Origin of the sequence: Micromonospora sp. NPDC005203 (genome assembly GCF_042872705.1) — a bacterium.
Classification (GTDB): domain Bacteria; phylum Actinomycetota; class Actinomycetes; order Mycobacteriales; family Micromonosporaceae; genus Micromonospora.
On record NZ_JBIAKV010000001.1, the window covers coordinates 185533 to 201818 of the forward strand.

A 16286-nucleotide genomic window follows, 5' to 3' on the forward strand; every position below is an offset into this window, starting at 1 on the left:
GACGCAAACCTCTTGATCAACATGTGCTGGGGACGATCAAAAGGTAGTGGGGCTGGGGTTACCAGTTGGTGGAGTTGGGGGCCTTGGGCCAGGGCTTTGAGACTGGCTTGATCAGGTACGCGATGCCGCCGGAGCCGCCGGAGACGCCGCCGCTGGCGTTCGTGCGCTTGGTCCGCAGCCAGATCTGCTCGAACTGCGCGCGCTTGTAGACGTTGCGCACCACGTCGTTGCTCGACGAGGCGGGGTCGTTGACGATCACGTCGCCCTCGGCGGTGAAGCCGACCACCACGAAGAGGTGCCCGGAGGTGCCGTAGTTCGCCCCGTCCAGCTCGCTGGCGAGGAAGGACTGGCTGGTCACCACGGGTATGCCGGCGGCGATGAACCGCTCCAGCTCGTCCAGTGAGTGCAGTCGGGTCACCCGTCCCTCCAGGCCGGGGAAGCTGGCCGCGTACGCGGTGTTGAACGGCCAGTTGCCCGCGCCGTCGTACGCGTAGTCGAAGGTCATCCGGGCGGCGTGGTTGACGGTCGGGTCGGGGTAGGTCGGGTCCACCCAGGAGGTGTCGGCCGCCGACGGCTTGCGACCCCAGTACTCGACCACCATCTCGGTGGAGGTGGGCGAGCACCACGCCTCGCCGCCGCCGTCGTACTCGGGGTAGTGCCCGGCGTGCACGTTCTGCGAGTAGCGCGGCACCGGCAGCTCGACGCCCCAGGCGATGTGCCCGGCGCTCGGCGGCACGGTGAAGCGGTCCGGCACCGTCGAACTCATCGCGCCGAGCATCCGGACCACCGGCGCGGCGGTCTGCCCGGGTGCCCGGTAGAGGGTCAGCCGCAACTGGTACGACCGCAGCAGCACCCCGGCGGCGGCGTCGTCGATGCTGAAGGTGTCGGTCCAGATCGTCGACCAGGGATCGCCCTGCGGCTCGACGCTTGTCCGCCTGATGTCGGTGTCGCCGGACGCCCAGCGACCCAGGACGTACCACGGGGTGTGGTCACCGCTGGTGTAGCCGCCCTGCATCTCCACCTGGATCCAGGTGCCGGCGGGAGTCTCCGCGTTCCACGAGGCGATCAGTTCGGTGGCGTCGAACCCGATCCGGGTCACCGATGAGGTCCAGGTGCCGTACTCCCAGGTGCGGGTGCTGCCGGTGTGTGGGTCGGCGTATTCGGTGGTGCCGGCAGGGCGGGCCAGGGTGAGGCCCGCTCGGGGGCCGGGCACGACGCGGGTGCCGGCCCGGCTGCCCCGGTGCCAGTCGGCTGGCCCGGACCAGTCCTGGTAGGTGATCTGCTCGTCGTGGCGGGCGGCGGGTGGGCGGCCAGCCATCGCGGGCGCGGTGGTGGCGAGCAGGGTGAGCGCGGTGACGCCGGCGAGGGCGCCCGCGCGCAAGCGGGATCTGGCCATGAGTGCTCCGCGGGTGTCGAGAGGGGCATCGTCGCTGGTCAGTTTTCCGCTCGGAAGGAAGTTTCGCCAGATGTTGGCGCATGGAAAATCATTGCCGCCGCGATGATCCACCTGGGATGGACCAGCTAACGATCAATATTGATATGACCATGTGACAGATGGTGAAGTGTCCTTCACCGAGCGGGATCTCCCGCCCATCGAGGAGGTAGTCCATGGCCCTCCGCACGCCCACCCCTCTCCGCCGCGTCCTGGTGCTCGCTGTCGTCACCGGGCTGGGCATCGTCACCGTCGCCGCCGGTCCGGTAGCCGCCCGGCCGGCGCCGGACCGCACCTCCGAGCCGGCCGCCGCCGCCAGCTACCGGGTGCTCGGGCCCCGGACCCTCGCCGACCGCAACGCGGTGGCCCGCACCGGAGCCGCCATCGACTACTCCGAACACGGAGTCCTGCACATCTCGGCGACCGCCGGTGAGGCCGCCGCGATCGGCAAGCTCGGCTTCCGGCTCGAACCGCTCGCCCCGCCGCCCAACGCCGAGCGCGGCGCCGGCGAGATCGGCGCGCTGGCCTTCCCGCCCGCCGACTCCAACTACCACGACTACGCGGAACTGACCGCCGTCGTGAACCAGGTCGTCGCCGACCACCCGGCGATCGCCCGCAAGATCAGCATCGGTTCGTCGTACGAGGGCCGCGACCTGATGGCGGTGAAGATCTCCGACAACGTCGGCACCGACGAGAGCGAGCCGGAGATCCTCTTCAACTCCCAGCAGCACGCCCGCGAGCACCTGACCGTGGAGATGGCGATCTACCTGCTGAACCTCTTCACCGACAGCTATGGCAACGACTCCCGGATCACCAACATCGTCAACGGTCGCGAGATCTGGATCGTGCCGACGGTCAACCCGGACGGCAGCGAGTACGACATCGCCACCGGGTCGTACCGGTCCTGGCGCAAGAACCGGCAGCCCAACAGTGGTTCGTCGAACGTCGGCACCGACCTGAACCGCAACTGGTCCTACAACTGGGGTTGCTGCGGCGGCTCGTCCGGCACCACCTCGTCGGAGACCTACCGGGGCCCGTCGGCGTTCTCCGCACCCGAGACGCAGGCGCTGCGCAACTTCGTCAACGGCCGGGTGGTCGGCGGCGTGCAGCAGATCAAGGCGAACATCGACTTCCACACGTACTCGCAGTTGGTGCTCTGGCCGTACGGCTACACCACGGCGAACACCGCGACCGGGATGAGCGCGGACCAGTACAACACCTTCGCCACCATCGGTCAGCAGATGGCGGCCACCAACAGCTACACCCCGGAGCAGTCCAGCGACCTCTACATCACCGACGGGGACAGCCTCGACTGGATGTGGGCCACCCACAACATCTGGGCGTACACCTTCGAGATGTACCCCGGCTCGTCGGGCGGCGGCGGCTTCTACCCGCCCGACGAGGTGATCCCCGCCCAGACCACGCGTAACCGGGAGGCCGTGCTGCTGCTCAGCGAGTACGCGGACTGCCCGTACCGGGCCATCGGCAAGCAGGCGCAGTACTGCGGCGGCGGTGGCGGCACCACGGTCTGGTCGGACACCTTCGAGACCGCCACCGGCTGGACCATCAACCCGTCCGGTACCGACACCGCCACCCTCGGCGCGTTCGAGCGGGGTGCCGCCCAGGCGACCACGTCCTCCGGCGCCAAGCAGCTCACCCCGTACGCCGGGTCCAACGACCTGGTCACTGGCCGGCTGGCCGGCTCGGCGGCCGGTGACTACGACGTCGACGGCGGCGTGACGAGTGCCCGGTCCCCGGCGGTGACCCTGCCGTCGTCCGGGACGCTGACCCTCTCGCTCGCCTGGTACCTGGCGCACGGTTCGAACGCCTCGTCGGCGGACTACCTGCGGGTGAGCGTGGTGCACAGCGGCGGCACCACCGCCCTGCTCAGCCAGGCCGGCGCGGCCAGCAACCGCAACGGGAGTTGGGCGGTAGCCAACCTCAACCTCACCCCGTACGCCGGGCAGTCGGTCCGCATCCTCGTTGAGGCGGCGGACGCCTCCGGAGCCAGCCTCGTGGAGGCCGCTGTGGACAACGTCACCATCACGTCCTCCTGATCGGGTGGGGTCCCGTCCCGCCCCGACGGGGCCCCACCACCCCTCCCGAGCCTTTAGATCCGGGACATATGCCTCCCTGTGGCGGACAAGCCAATCGACGTACGACGATCGAAGCTTGATCGATCTGGCCTGTCCCGCCGGTGCGCTACCGTCTTAGCGACCAGTCCGCAGCGAAGCCGGTGCGAAACCCGGCGCTGTCCCGCAACTGTGATGCCCCACCGGCCGGTGGGGATGAGCCAGGTCGCCTACGGATCGGTCGCGATACGCGCTCTCGAGGAAGGGCGCCTCGTGGGCGGGCGTACGAAAGTCCCTGTCGGCGAAGCACCACACTCCTCGACCGACAGGAGGCCACCATGAACAGACGTACCCCTCGGTTCTTCGCCGCGACCCTCGCGGTCACCGCGCTCGCGCTCGGCGCCTGCGCCGAGAAGGCCGACGACAAGCCCAGTGCCGGCACCGCGTCCGCGACGTACCCGGTCACGGTCGGCGCGCTCACCCTCGACAAGCGCCCCGAGAAGATCGTTGCGCTGTCGCCCACCGCCACCGAGATGCTCTTCGCGATCGGTGCCGGCCCGCAGGTCACCGCTGTCGACGACCAGTCGAACTACCCGGCCGACGCGCCGAAGACCGACCTCTCCGCCTTCCAGCCGAACGCCGAGGCGATCGCTGGTAAGAATCCCGACCTCGTGGTGCTCTCCGACGACCGCAACAAGATCGTCGAGCAGCTCGGCAAGCTGAAGATCCCGGTCTACCTGACGCCGGCGGCGACCACGCTCGACGACTCGTACCGGCAGATCACCGAGCTGGGCACGCTGACCGGGCACGCCGACCAGGCCACCGACGTCGCCACCCGGATGAAGGACGACATCGCCAAGCTGGTCAAGGACCTGCCGCAGCGCGCCGAGAAGCTCACCTACTTCCACGAGCTGGGCCCGGAGCTGTACAGCGCGACGAGCAGGACCTTCATCGGCTCGCTCTACAGTCAGGCCGGCCTGACCAACATCGCCGACCCGGCCGACGCGGACGGCAAGAGCGCCGGCTACCCGCAGCTGTCGCAGGAGTTCATCGTCAAGGCCGACCCGGACTTCGTCTTCCTGGCCGACGCCAAGTGCTGCCAGCAGAGCGCCGACACGGTCAAGGCTCGCAGCGGCTGGGCGGGCCTCACCGCGGTGAGGAACAACCAGGTGATCGCTCTGGACGACGACATCGCCTCCCGCTGGGGGCCGCGAGTCGTGGACCTACTCCGGGTGATCATCGACGCGGTCGCCAAGGTGCCCGCGTGACCGTCGTGAGTCAGTGACCGGGTCGCGACAGGTGTCCGCACCGGTACCCACCAATCGGCCGGCCGAGACCCCGCCGGCGAGCGCCCCCGCTGGGCCGCCGCCGGAGGGCTCGCCTGCTGGGGCGTCGTCGTCCGCGGCCCAGCCCGCCGGGCTGCGGGTGCGTTGGCTGGTCGCCGGGGTGTTCGCGGTGCTCGTCGCGCTCGTCGTCGGGGTGTCGCTCGGCCCGGTGAGTCTGCCCCCGGGCAGCGTCGCCGCCGAGCTGCTCAACCTGATCCCGGGGGTGCACCTCGACAGTGGGCTGACCGAGCGGGAGACCGCGATCGTCACCGAACTGCGACTGCCCCGGGTGGTGCTGGGCCTGCTCGTGGGCGGTCTGCTCGCCATGGCCGGCGGGTGCTACCAGGGTGTGTTCCGCAACCCGCTCGCCGACCCGTACCTGCTCGGTGTGGCCGCGGGCGCCGGCCTCGCGGTCACCGCGGCGATCGCCCTCGGCGGCGCCGGTCGGGAGGGCACACTCTCCGGGCTGCCGATGACCATCCCGCTGGCCGCGTTCGCCGGTTCGCTGCTGGCCGTCACGATGACCTACGTGCTCGGCGCGGCCGGCGGGCGACGCGGCTCGCCCGCGATGCTGATCCTGGCCGGGGTGGCGGTCTCCGCGTTCCTCTCCGCCGGGCAGACGTACCTGCTGCAACGACACTCCGACAGCATCCAGCCGGTCTACTCCTGGCTGCTCGGTCGGCTGGCCACCGCCGGTTGGCACGACGTGCTGCTGGTGCTGCCGTACGCCGCGCTGACCACGGTCGTGGTGCTGCTGCACCGCCGTGAGCTGGACGTCCTCGCGGTCGGCGACGACGAGGCGAGGAGTCTGGGCCTGCACCCGCAGCGCACCCGGTACCTGCTGATCGCCGCCGCCTCCCTGGGCACCGCGGCGGCGGTCTCCGCCACCGGGCTGATCGGCTTCGTCGGCATCATCGTGCCGCACACCGTCCGGCTGCTCGCCGGATCGAGCTACCGGGTGATCCTGCCGATGTCGCTGCTGTTCGGCGGCGCGTTCCTGGCGCTCACCGACGTGGTGGCCCGGACCGCCGCCGCTCCCTCCGAGGTGCCGATCGGGGTGGTGACCGCACTACTGGGCGGCCCGTTCTTCGTGCTGGTGCTGCGGACCGCCCGCCGGGTGCTCACGTGAGCCGCGAGCCCGCCGCCGGCCGGTCCGGGGATCTCCCGTCCGGCGGTGTGCCGGCCGTCGAGGTGCGCGGGCTGCACGTGCGCCTGGACGGCACGCCGATCCTGACCGGCGTCGACCTCACCGTCGCCGTGGGCGAGTGGGTCACCGTGATCGGCCCGAACGGCGCCGGCAAGTCGACCCTGCTGCGCGCCGTCGGCGGCCTGCTGCCCGCGCCGGGGACGATCACCCTCTTCGGTACGGCGAGCGCCGCGCTGCGTCGGCGGGACCGCGCCCGGGTGGTGGCCACGGTGGCGCAGTCCCCGGTGGTGCCGCCCGGAATGTCGGTGCTGGACTATGTGCTGCTCGGACGCACCCCGTACATCCCCACGCTGGGCCGGGAGTCGACCGCCGACCTGGACGCCGTGCACGAGGTGCTCGGCCGGTTGGACCTCACCGGCTTCCACCGCCGTGAGCTGGCCACCCTCTCCGGAGGCGAGCGGCAGCGGGTGTTCCTCGCCCGGGCGCTCGCCCAGGGCGCGACGCTGCTGCTGCTCGACGAGCCGACAAGCGCGCTCGACATCGGGCACCAGCAGGAGGTGCTGGAACTGGTCGACCAGTTGCGCCGCGAGCACGGCCTGACCGTCCTCGCCACGATGCACGACCTCTCCCTGGCCGGCGAGTACGCCGACCGGATGGTCATGCTCGCCGGCGGTCAGGTGGTGGCCGCCGGAACCCCGGCCGAGGTGCTGACCGAGCACCTGCTCGCCACCCACTACCGGGCCAGCGTGCGGGTCGTCCCCGGCGCCCACGGCCCGCTGGTGGTCCCGGTCCGCCCCACCCGGCCCTGAGCACGCAGGCGCTGGTCAGGAACCCAGGTCGATGACGGAGAAGAGGGCGCCCTGGGGATCGCGGAGTGCGGCGAAGCGGCCCGCCGGGATGTCGCGGGGTGGGACGAGGATCGTCCCGCCCAACTCGGCGGCGCGGGCCGCGGCGGCGTCCGCGTCGGTCACCGCGAAGTACACAGTCCAGTACGCGGGCAGGTCGGCCGGGAAGTCGTCGGCCAGCGGCGGCATCATCCCGGCGACGATCTGCGTCCCGAGCCGCCACCCGGTGTACGTCATCGGGCCGACCGCCTGGTCGTCCGGCTGCCAGCCGAACACCAGCTCGTAGAAGACCTTCGCGCCCTCGGGGTCGGGGGTGACCAGTTCGTTCCAGCTCATCGCGCCCGGCACGTTGAACACCTCGGCGCCGGCCATCGTCAGCGGCTGCCAGACGCTGAACGTGGCGCCGGCCGGGTCGGCGAAGACGGCCATCCAACCGCGGTCGAAGACCTCGAACGGCGGCACGACGACCTGCCCGCCGGCCCGTTCGACGCGACCGGCGACCAGTTCCGCGTCGTCGGTGGCGAGGTACGTCGACCAGATGGGCACCTGGTCCGGGATCGCGGGCGGCCCGGCCCCGGCCACCGGTTTGCCGTCGAGCAGGAAGACCGTGTAGCCGCCCGCCGCGGGCTCCGGGGTGACCCGGCCGGTCCAGCCGAACAGCTCGGGGTAGAAGCGCCGTGCGTCGGTCAGGTCCGGGGTGGCCAGGTCGGCCCAGCAGGGCGTGCCCGGCGGGACGGTGCTCACGGTCAAAGACCCCTCTCGGCCCGGGTGGCCACCGCGGCCCCCTGCCGGAATCCTGGCACCGTCCCGCTGCGGCGCGGGGCGGAAACGGACGAATCGTCAGCTGAACCGGCGACCCTCGTCCCGTCGGTACGCCCAGGCGGCGAGCGCCGCGAGCAGCACCACCCAGACGCCGAGCATGATCATTGCCAGCGGCTCGACGGGGTAGTCACCGACCCCCGACCACATCAGTTCGGCTGCGCCGCGGGTGGGCAGGAACGGCGCGATCGTCTCGATGAAACCGGGCGCTTCTCCGGGCGCGGAGAGCAGGCCGCCGCCGAACGCGAGCGGCAGGAAGACCACCTGGGCCACCACGATCGCGGCCTTGCTCGGCAGCGAGTAGCCGATGGCGAGGCCCATCAGCGTGAACGGCACCGAGATAACGGCCACCGTGACGGCGGTCAACAGGAACGCCGCCAGCGTGATCCGGGCCGCCGTGAGCGTCGCGCCGATGACCACGACCGGGATCAGCGAGAGGTACGTCAGCGCCAGGCCGGCCAGCACCCGGCCCGCGAACCGGGGCGTGGGCCCGGCCGGCAGGGTCCGGGTGTACGGGTTCCAGGGCTGGTCGCGGTCCTCGGCGACGCCGACGCCGTACTGGAAGATGTTGGCGCTCATCACCGAGAAGGTGACCATCGACGCGGTGGCGAAGGTGGCACCGACCGCGTCGTCGCGGGCGAACGGCACCACGAAGAAGATCATGGCGGCGGCCGGGAAGAAGGCGCTGCCGACGACAGCCACCGGGATCCGGATGGTCTCCAGAAGCTGGTAGCGGGCGTGGACCAGGGCAAGCGGCACGGTGGCCTCCTCAGGCGGTGGTGGTGAGGCCGCCGGCAGCGGCGGTAGCGGGTTGGTCCCCGCCGGGAGCGTCCTCGCTGGTGATGGCGAGGAATGCCTCCTCCAGCGAGGTAGGCCGCACCTCCAGGTCGTTGAAGGGGGTCCCGGCCGCGACCAACGCGCGGACCAACTCGTCGGCGTCGGTGGTGAGCAGGTGCAGCCGCCCGTCGATCCGTTCAGTGCGAACGACCCCGGGCAGGTCGGGGAGGTCGTCGGTGACCAGGCTGACCCGACGGACGCCGACGATGCCGCGCACCGCGTCCACCGAGTCGTCGGCGAGCACCCGGCCCTGCCCGATGACGACCACCCGGTGTGCCAGCGCCTCCACCTCCTCCAGGTAGTGGCTGCTCAACAGCACCGTCCCGCCGTCGGTGTGGAACGCGCGGATCGCCTCCCACAGGGTGTGCCGGGCGGCCACGTCCAGGCCGGTGGTCGGTTCGTCGAGCAGCACCAGGCGGGGCCGGCCGACGAACGCCAGTGCCACCGCCAGCCGACGCCGCTGCCCACCGGAGAGGCCACCGCACTGCCGTCGGACGAGATCGTCCAGACCGAAGCGGTCGAGCAACTCCCCGCGCGGTACCGGGTCCGGGTAGTGCGCCGAGACGAAGTCGACGACCTCTCCGACGCGCAGCGTGCCCGGCAGGCCGGTCTCCTGCGGAGTGACCCCGATCTGCCGGCGGCTCGCCGGGTCGCGGGGGTCGCCGCCAAACAGCTCGACCCGCCCGGACGTGGGGCGGCGCAGACCCACCAGCAGGTTCATCAGGGTGCTCTTGCCGGCGCCGTTCGGCCCGAGGAGGCCGACCAGCTCACCGGCCCGGACCTCAAGGTCGACGCGGTCGAGGGCGAGGACGTCGCCGTACCGGCGGCTGGCCTGGTCGGCGCGGACGAGGGTCATGACTGCTCCTTTGACGGAGTGGGGTCGAGCTGTGCGCGAACCGTTCGGCGTGCTCCTCGAACGCCAACCGGCCCCGCCTACACCGGCGCCGTGGGAAGCAGATCGTCGTCGGATTCCGTACCGAACCTTATGACGCAAAGTCAAAGCTCGGTGACCCCGACGTCGCGGGCGGGGCCACCGGTTGCGCGGGCAGTGCCTATGGTGGGAGCCGCGGCGGCTGACCCGTCGCGCAGGACACAGAGGAGGGTCCGTGTCGAGCCCGAACAACGAGCTGGACGCCCAGCCGAAGGCCGGGGCGGCATTCGCCACGGCTTCCCGGGACCAGGGGGCGAGCGTCCGCGAGTTGCGCCGGGAGTTGGCCGGTGCGGTCATCGGCGCGTCGGGCGACGGCTCGCGTCGGCCTGGCGGCCGCGAGGGGCGCCGATGATGGTCGACGAGATCCGCGCCCGGTACGTCGAAGGGCTCACCCGGCTGCTACCCGCCGGTGAGCGGGTGCGCGCGGTGGCCCAGGTCCGCGTGGGCGGAGGTCTGGCCCCGGCGGCGCCCCCGCAGCCGGCGGCACCTCCCGCCCCCGGTGGGCCGAGCGTGCTGGGTGTCCTGCTCACCGTGCTCTCGCCGAACATCACCTTCGGCCGGGCGGACGGCGCCGTCGACTGGCTCTTCTTCGGCGTCGGAGGTCGAGGCGCACCGGGCTCGCAGGCCTCGCTGCTGCACCACGCCGTGACCGTGGCGACGAAGGGTTTCGACCTCCGCGACCTCGTGCTGGGGGTCACCGACCAGCGGTTGCTGCTCGGCGCGACAGCACCGGTCACCTTGTTCTCCGGTTCGGCGGCGGGCGAACGGGCGCAGACCGACGTCGAACTGCTCGGGTCGGCGCCGCGCACGACGGTGACCGCACGTGTCGGTTGGTACCGGTTGAACTGGAAACGGCTGCGGCTCGACTTCGCCGACGGTTCGTGGCTGTCGTTCCACGTGCCGCTGGCCGACTCCGGCCGCCCGCTGCGGGAGGTCGCGGCGGCCGTGTCAGCCGGCTGAGCCGACGACGAGTGGGGCGGGCAGCGGCTCACGGTGCAGCACCGCCAGCCGGGACACCGCCCGGGTGAGCACCACGTACAGGCGGTGCAGCCCGCGCGGCTCGGCCGCGACGATCGCGGCCGGCTCGACGACCACCACGTGGTCGTACTCCAGGCCCTTGACCAGCGTCGCGGGCACCACGGTGACCCGCTCCGCGGCCGCCACGTCGTCGGCGGTCGCGGTCGCGACACCGGCGGCGGCCAGCGCCGCGCGCAGTTCATCGACCGCGTCGTCGGCCGCGATCACACCCACCGAGCCGACGTGGACGAGCGCCGCCCGCACCTCGGCCACCGTCTCCGCGACCAGGTCGGTCACGGTACGCACGTCCAGCCCGCCGTCGTGGCGCAGCGACTCGGCCGGCGGTACGTCCACCGCCAGTGCCGGAAGCAGCAGGTTCGCGAACGCGACCACCGCCGCGGGCACCCGGAAACCAACTGTCAACGGGACCACCACAGCATCCGGCTTGCCCAGGTGGGCGAGGGACTCCCGCCAGTCCGTCGCCGCCCACGGCGCGGTGCCCTGGGCGAGGTCCCCGAGGAGGGTGACCGAGCCGTGCTCGCTGCGCCGGGCAATGGCCCGACACTGCATCGGGGAGAGGTCCTGCGCCTCGTCCACCACCACGTGCCCGAAACCGGAGGGCCGTTCCAGCAGCCCGGCCGCCTCGTCGAGCAACACCACGTCGGCGGCGGTCCAGCGGGTCGCCTTCGCGGTGCGGGCCGGCTTCGCCCACCTCAGCAGCGCCTGCTCGGTCTCATTGAGCAGCCCGTCCGCCGCGGTGGCGAGCCGCCCCGGGTCGGAGAGCAGGCCGAAGACCAGCCCCTCCGGGGTGAGCGCCGGCCAGACCGCGTCCAGGAAGTCGACCACGGGTCGGCAGCGGCCCATCCGACGCAACCAGGCATCGCTCGGCGACTCCGCCCGCCGCGCCTCGGCCTGCCGTTGCAGCAGACTCACCACTCGTGCGCGGACCCGCTCCCGACCCGTGCCGTACGGCAGCCCTTCCCGGCGGGTCTCCTCGACGATCCGGTGCAACGGCTCCAGCCCGATCCGCCACCGGAACGAACCGTCCGACACCGTGATCGACTCCGTCGGCGTAGCGATCTGCGCACCCAGCGCACGTCGCAACACACGCGCCATCCGGACGTCGTGCTTGAGTACGGCCACCGCCGGCGCCTCGACCGCCCGCACCGGCACCCGAGAAATCAACTCCTCCACCGTGGCCTGCTCGACCTCGACCTCGCCGAGAGCCGGCAGCACCGCCGCGATGTACGACAGGAACGCCCTGTTCGGTCCGACGATCAGCACACCCGCCCGCCGCAGCCGCTCGCGGTGCAGATAGAGCAGGTACGCGGCCCGGTGCAGGCCGACAGCCGTCTTCCCGGTGCCCGGCGCTCCCTGCACGCAGATCGAGTCGGCAAGGTCGGCCCGGACCAGTTCGTCCTGCTCCGGCTGAATCGTGGCGACGATGTCGCGCATCGGCCCGACCCGCGGCCGTTCGATCTCGGCGGTGAGGATCCGACTGGTCGTGCCGAGCTCTTCACCCCGACCGAGACGCTCGTCCTCGAAACTGGTCAGGACCCCGTTGCTGAACCCGAACCGCCGTCGTACCGCCACTCCCTGCGGATCCCGCGCGCTGGCCTGGTAGAACGACCGCGAGACCGGTGCCCGCCAGTCCAACACCAACGGCTCGCCGCGGTCGTCGGCGACATGCCGCCGCCCCACGTGGTACCGCCGACCGTCGTGACCCGAACTGCGCACAACCGCGCCGGAATCCCCGTCGCTGGTGCTGCTCTGCGCGGTGCTGTCCTGCGCGGTGCTGCTCTGCGCGGTGCTGTCCTGCGCGGTGCTGCTCTGCGCGGTGCTGTCCTGCGCGGTGCTGCTCTGCGCGGTGCTGCTCTGCGCGGTGCTGTCCTGCGCGGTGCTGCCCTGCGCGGTGCTGCCCTGCGCGGTGCTGCCGGAGGTCTCCGTGCTGCCGATGCCGGTGCTGCCGGGGTCCGTGCTGCCGGGGTCTGGGGAGTCGGGGTCTGGGGTCTCGGGGTCTGGGGAGTCGGGGTCTGGGGTCTCGGCAAAGTCGAGGCGGCCGAAGAACAGGGGCGTCGTCGGGTCGTCGGCCAGTTCGGCCACCCGACGGGCCAGGGTGCGGCCGAGTGTCTCCGCCGCGTACGCGTCGCCGGCCACCTGGTCACCGGTGGCGAAGAGGGCTTCGGCGCGCTCCCGCATCCGCCGCAGCGCGCTCCGCGAGTCTGCCAGGTGTGCGCGTTCGGCGGACAGATCCGAGTCGAGTTGGGTGTCGAGATCAAGTGCGGGCATGCTGACGTCCCATCGTTCACATCTGCTGCGCGCTCGCGTGTCCGGGGGCGGATGGCCGGCCGCCCGGCGCGAAAGACGTCCGTTCCGGTGCAGCTCACCTCGGCCGTCAAGCGGCCTGCAACCTTACGCTCCCGAACTCGACGCTTCCAACGAATTACCCAGACGACCACCCATCCGAGATGGCGTGTTGCCAGGTGCGGTGGCGCTGGTGATGATTTCTTGCCTGCTGGGTGGCTCTGGTGAGGCTTGGTGGTGGGGCAGCGTTGGGTGATGCGCTGCCTGGTGGGTGGGCTGGCAGCTTAGGTGGTGCGTTGCCCGATGGCGTGGCGCCAGGTGGTGATTGCCTGGGTAGCGTCCCGCTGGGGCGCGGGGCCTGGAGGCGCTGACACGGAGGCGCGGGCGCCTGAAGGCGCGGACCACAAACGCGCGAGGCACGCAGGCGCGGGCGCTAAAGCGCGGGCAAAGGGGGTACATGGCACGGCAGACCGGTTGCTTTGGTGCCTTGATCGGCTCAGGGCGGCACGGCGGCACGGCGGCACGGCGGCACGGCGGCACGGCGGCAGGATTGAGCCGGGCTTGTCGTTTTCCTGGTCCTGGTCCTGGTCCTGGTCCGGGCGGCGTAGGCGTGGTCAGCGGCATCAGCAGCGCTGGTGGTAGAGGTTGCGGCGTGGTGTGCGCAGTGGGTCGAGCCAGCGAGGCGGAAGGAACTCGGGTCGGCCGTCCGCCGCGATGCGGACCGTCCAGTCGCCGCGATGGACGAACCGGTGATGGTAGCCGCAGAGCAGCGCGGCATTGCCCAGCGTTGTCGTCCCGCCGTCGGCCCAGTGTCGGACGTGGTGACCGTCGCACCATCTCGGCGGCCGATCACAACCGGGGAAGGAGCAACCGCCGTCACGCAGCACCAGCGCACGCCTCAGCGGGCCGGTGAAGAGACGGCGCTGACGGCCCACGTCCAGGACCTGACTGTTGCCACCCAGCACGGCCGGCAACAGGTTGGCGTCGCAGGCGAGCCGGCGGACCGTGCCCGGCGTCAGACGAGTTCCGGTCTCCAGAGTGCCGGCGCGTACGCGGTTGACCAGATCGTCGAGCGACACGGTCACCACGAGCTGAGGCGGGTCGCCGCCGCTGTCGGGCAGCTCGCCCGTACGCAGCGCCAACCGACAGATCTCGCCCAGCGCGTCAGCACGGCGCTGACCTGGACTGCGATCATCGTGCGCACCGGCCGGGGCGCACAGCGGGTCGGTCGCTTCACGTAGCAGGCTCGCGGTTTCGGTGTCGAGGTTTCCGCTGAGGCGTACCTGACCGTCTTGCTGCTCGGAGAGCGTGACGTGCCGGCGGGCCTCGGCGCGCTCGGTGGCCCGTTGGAGAGCCTTCAGCTCAGCCTGGTCGGCCAGATCCGGTGCGACGTGCGTGAGGACGCGCTCTCCGAGCCGGCTCAGGATGGTCGGATCGAACCGGTCGGCCCAGGCGACCAGGAGTTGCGTGGCCTTGTCAGCCACCTCAGGGCCGGCCTCCACCGGAAGGGCGGCGATCGTCTCGGCCACCACTCGACCCTGCTCGACGGTGATGGCGCCGCTGAGCAGCGCATCGCGCACCGCTGCTGGCGCGGCATCGACGGTGGCGGCGAGCTGGACCAGTTGGCGCGCGGAGCGACCGGAGAGCCGGAGCCGCTCCCGCAGCCAGGCGGCGGTGGACGAGGCGCCCTGGGCGACCGCCAGGCCGCGGCTGTCCAACTCGCGGACCAGCCCGAGCTGAACGGTGGCCAGCCGCTGCGCCAACACCTGAGTCGCGTGAAGTGAGGAGAGCAGATCATCGTCGGAGAGCCCCCAGAGCGCTGTCTCGGCGCAGTCGTCGACTGCACCTCCTGCCTGCGCCAAGGCCCTCAACATGAAGACAGAATAGAACTGACGTACGACACTTCCGAGTCGCAGATGATCAATGTAAGGAAACTATTTCTGTCGATCACTGAACCCGCAGATCGCGCCGCCCGGCCCCGCCGCCTACCTCGCTCCGCCCCGCCCCCCACCGCCCCGCCCCCCACCGCCCCCGCTGCGCCGCCGCCCCGCCCCGCCGCTGCGCCGCCGCCCCGCCCCGCCGCTGCGCCGCCGCCCCGTCCCACCGCACCACCGCGCCCCACCGCACCACCGCGCCCCACCGCACCACCGCGCCCCACCGCGCCCCACCGCCCACCACCGTGCGACCGCGCCCCAGCGCCCACCAGCGCCCCACCGCCACCGCCCCGCCGCGCTCGCTGCTCACCGCCGAGGGTGCCACCCGCCGAGACGAGGCGACCGAGACACGAGGCGACCGAGTCGAACGTGGGGGGTGATGGCGGGTTCGAGGGCCTGCCGGGATCATGGGGGGATGACCGAGGCCCGTCCCGAGCCGCTTCGGATGGTCAGTGACCCGCAGGTGATGCGGGCGATGGCTCATCCGGCCCGGATCGCGATCATGGAGTTTCTCAGCCGTAAGGATGGGGGCACCGCCACCGAGTGCGCGGAGATCGTCGGACTGTCACCGAGCGCGACCAGCTACCACCTACGGGCGTTGGCGAAGTTCGGTCTGGTGGAGCAGGCGCCGAGCCGGGGGGATGCCCGGGAACGGGTGTGGCGCACGTTGAGCCCCAGCCTGATGGTCGACGCGGGCCGCGAGGCCGGACCCGAGGCGCGGGCCGCGGAGCAGGCTGTGGTGGAGGCGCACGCCGTGCTCGCCATGGAGCGGACCCGTGACTGGTTGCGCCGCGCCGGGGACGAGCCCCCGGAGTGGTACGACGCAGCACTGTTCAACGAGGCGCTGCTCGTGCTCACGGCGGAGGAGTTGGCGGGGCTGAACGAGGCCATCACTGCGCTGCTCAGGCCGTATCACAGACGACACCGTGCCGACCCGCCGCCGGGCGCTCGTGCGGTGGCGGTGCAGTACCGGGCGGTGCCGCTGACTCAGTGAGGGGCTGTACAGAACAGTTGTGAAGGATTATTTTCGAAGTATGTCCTTCACAACTGTCGAGTCGCGCTGGCCGGATGTCTGGGTGGCCTCTGCCGCTCGGGGAACCACCATCTGCGGTGACTTGCTCGCCGCCACCGCGCTCGCGCTGGCCCTTCAGGGCGCCGGCGCGGGAGGGCTCGCCGTGTCGGGGCTGCTGCTCGCGGCGACCCTGCCCCTGGTGGTGCTGGCTCCGCTCGCCGGCCGGCTCGCCGACCGGGTCGACAGCCGTACCCTGCTGGTCACCGTCGGGCTGGCCCAGGCCGTGATCTGCACGCTGCTCGCCGTCGTCGCTCACCCGGTCCTGGTGGTCGGGCTCGTCGCGCTGCTTGCCTGTGGGCTCGCGGTGACCCAACCCTGCCTGGCGGCACTGCTCCCGGCGATGGTCCGTCCGGCTGACCTGCCCCGGGCGAGCGCGATCAGCCAGACAGCCGTCTCCCTCGGCGCGCTCGGCGGGCCGGTGCTGGCGGGGCTGCTGGTGGGGCAGTTCGGCACCCGCGCAGCGCTGCTGGTCGACGCCGCGACCTACCTGGCGCTGGTGGCGGCCGGCCTGCTGCTGCGGACCCGGCGCGGCGGCCGCCGGACCGCCGCCC

16 protein-coding genes are annotated in these 16286 nt (G+C 71.8%); 9 read left to right on the forward strand and 7 right to left on the reverse strand.

All coding sequences use genetic code 11. From position 1 onward, the window contains the following. Positions 1-58: 58 nt before the first annotated feature. Positions 59-1396: a C39 family peptidase gene (locus ACFYPM_RS00920; protein WP_387189813.1), complete on the reverse strand. Its 1338-nt coding sequence runs from the start codon at positions 1394-1396 to the stop codon at positions 59-61. A gap of 212 nt (positions 1397-1608) precedes the next feature. Here ACFYPM_RS00920 and ACFYPM_RS00925 point away from each other — a divergent pair, with 212 nt between their 5' ends. The 4 genes from ACFYPM_RS00925 to ACFYPM_RS00940 all read left to right on the forward strand — a co-directional run bounded on the left by ACFYPM_RS00925 (position 1609) and on the right by ACFYPM_RS00940 (position 6785). Beyond that, the gene (locus ACFYPM_RS00925; RefSeq protein ID WP_387189815.1) at positions 1609-3489 is read left to right on the forward strand and encodes a M14 family metallopeptidase; all 1881 of its coding nucleotides are present in this window, start codon (positions 1609-1611) and stop codon (positions 3487-3489) included. Positions 3490-3842: 353 nt separating this feature from the next. Continuing rightward, positions 3843-4772 carry an ABC transporter substrate-binding protein gene (locus ACFYPM_RS00930; RefSeq protein WP_387189817.1) on the forward strand — a complete coding sequence of 310 codons (930 nt, stop codon included), beginning with the start codon at positions 3843-3845 and terminating at the stop codon, positions 4770-4772. A 151-nt stretch (positions 4773-4923) separates the two neighbouring features. Beyond that, on the forward strand, positions 4924-5958 hold the full coding sequence (locus tag ACFYPM_RS00935; RefSeq protein WP_387191400.1) for a FecCD family ABC transporter permease: 1035 nt from the start codon (positions 4924-4926) through the stop codon (positions 5956-5958). A 47-nt stretch (positions 5959-6005) separates the two neighbouring features. Beyond that, positions 6006-6785: an ABC transporter ATP-binding protein gene (locus tag ACFYPM_RS00940; RefSeq protein ID WP_387191402.1), complete on the forward strand. Its 780-nt coding sequence runs from the start codon at positions 6006-6008 to the stop codon at positions 6783-6785. 15 nt (positions 6786-6800) lie between these two features. Here the strand turns inward: ACFYPM_RS00940 and ACFYPM_RS00945 are convergent, their stop codons facing one another. The 3 genes from ACFYPM_RS00945 to ACFYPM_RS00955 form a co-directional block, all read right to left on the reverse strand. Further along, positions 6801-7565 (reverse strand): VOC family protein, encoded by a 765-nt coding sequence (locus ACFYPM_RS00945; RefSeq protein WP_387189818.1) that lies wholly within the window; start codon positions 7563-7565, stop codon positions 6801-6803. A gap of 96 nt (positions 7566-7661) precedes the next feature. Beyond that, positions 7662-8399: an ABC transporter permease gene (locus ACFYPM_RS00950; RefSeq protein WP_387189820.1), complete on the reverse strand. Its 738-nt coding sequence runs from the start codon at positions 8397-8399 to the stop codon at positions 7662-7664. Between the two features lie 10 nt (positions 8400-8409). Next, positions 8410-9333 carry an ABC transporter ATP-binding protein gene (locus tag ACFYPM_RS00955; RefSeq protein WP_387189822.1) on the reverse strand — a complete coding sequence of 308 codons (924 nt, stop codon included), beginning with the start codon at positions 9331-9333 and terminating at the stop codon, positions 8410-8412. Positions 9334-9583: 250 nt separating this feature from the next. Here ACFYPM_RS00955 and ACFYPM_RS00960 point away from each other — a divergent pair, with 250 nt between their 5' ends. Both ACFYPM_RS00960 and ACFYPM_RS00965 read left to right on the forward strand, forming a co-directional pair. Beyond that, positions 9584-9760 carry a hypothetical protein gene (locus tag ACFYPM_RS00960; protein ID WP_387189824.1) on the forward strand — a complete coding sequence of 59 codons (177 nt, stop codon included), beginning with the start codon at positions 9584-9586 and terminating at the stop codon, positions 9758-9760. Beyond that, positions 9757-10368, forward strand: coding sequence for a hypothetical protein (locus ACFYPM_RS00965; protein WP_387189826.1), 612 nt, complete (start codon positions 9757-9759; stop codon positions 10366-10368). The genes ACFYPM_RS00960 and ACFYPM_RS00965 overlap by 4 nt, the downstream gene beginning before the upstream one ends. Here ACFYPM_RS00965 and ACFYPM_RS00970 read toward each other — a convergent pair. After that, positions 10357-12126, reverse strand: a complete 1770-nt coding sequence (locus ACFYPM_RS00970) for a HelD family protein (protein WP_387189828.1) — start codon at positions 12124-12126, stop codon at positions 10357-10359. The genes ACFYPM_RS00965 and ACFYPM_RS00970 overlap by 12 nt on opposite strands. Here ACFYPM_RS00970 and ACFYPM_RS00975 point away from each other — a divergent pair. Then, positions 12112-12957 carry a pentapeptide repeat-containing protein gene (locus ACFYPM_RS00975; RefSeq protein WP_387189831.1) on the forward strand — a complete coding sequence of 282 codons (846 nt, stop codon included), beginning with the start codon at positions 12112-12114 and terminating at the stop codon, positions 12955-12957. The genes ACFYPM_RS00970 and ACFYPM_RS00975 overlap by 15 nt on opposite strands. A gap of 395 nt (positions 12958-13352) precedes the next feature. Here the strand turns inward: ACFYPM_RS00975 and ACFYPM_RS00980 are convergent, their stop codons facing one another. Both ACFYPM_RS00980 and ACFYPM_RS00985 read right to left on the reverse strand, forming a co-directional pair. Beyond that, positions 13353-14603: a DUF222 domain-containing protein gene (locus ACFYPM_RS00980; RefSeq protein WP_387189834.1), complete on the reverse strand. Its 1251-nt coding sequence runs from the start codon at positions 14601-14603 to the stop codon at positions 13353-13355. Positions 14604-14676: 73 nt separating this feature from the next. Further along, positions 14677-14973, reverse strand: a complete 297-nt coding sequence (locus tag ACFYPM_RS00985; RefSeq protein WP_387189835.1) for a hypothetical protein — start codon at positions 14971-14973, stop codon at positions 14677-14679. A gap of 105 nt (positions 14974-15078) precedes the next feature. On the opposite strand from ACFYPM_RS00985, the gene ACFYPM_RS00990 reads away from it, so the two are divergent. Together ACFYPM_RS00990 and ACFYPM_RS00995 are read left to right on the forward strand one after the other, a co-directional pair. Continuing rightward, on the forward strand, positions 15079-15657 hold the full coding sequence (locus ACFYPM_RS00990; protein WP_387189837.1) for an ArsR/SmtB family transcription factor: 579 nt from the start codon (positions 15079-15081) through the stop codon (positions 15655-15657). A gap of 40 nt (positions 15658-15697) precedes the next feature. Further along, positions 15698-16286, forward strand: a 589-nt coding sequence (locus ACFYPM_RS00995) for an MFS transporter (RefSeq protein WP_387189839.1), incomplete at its 3' end; no start/stop codon positions are given.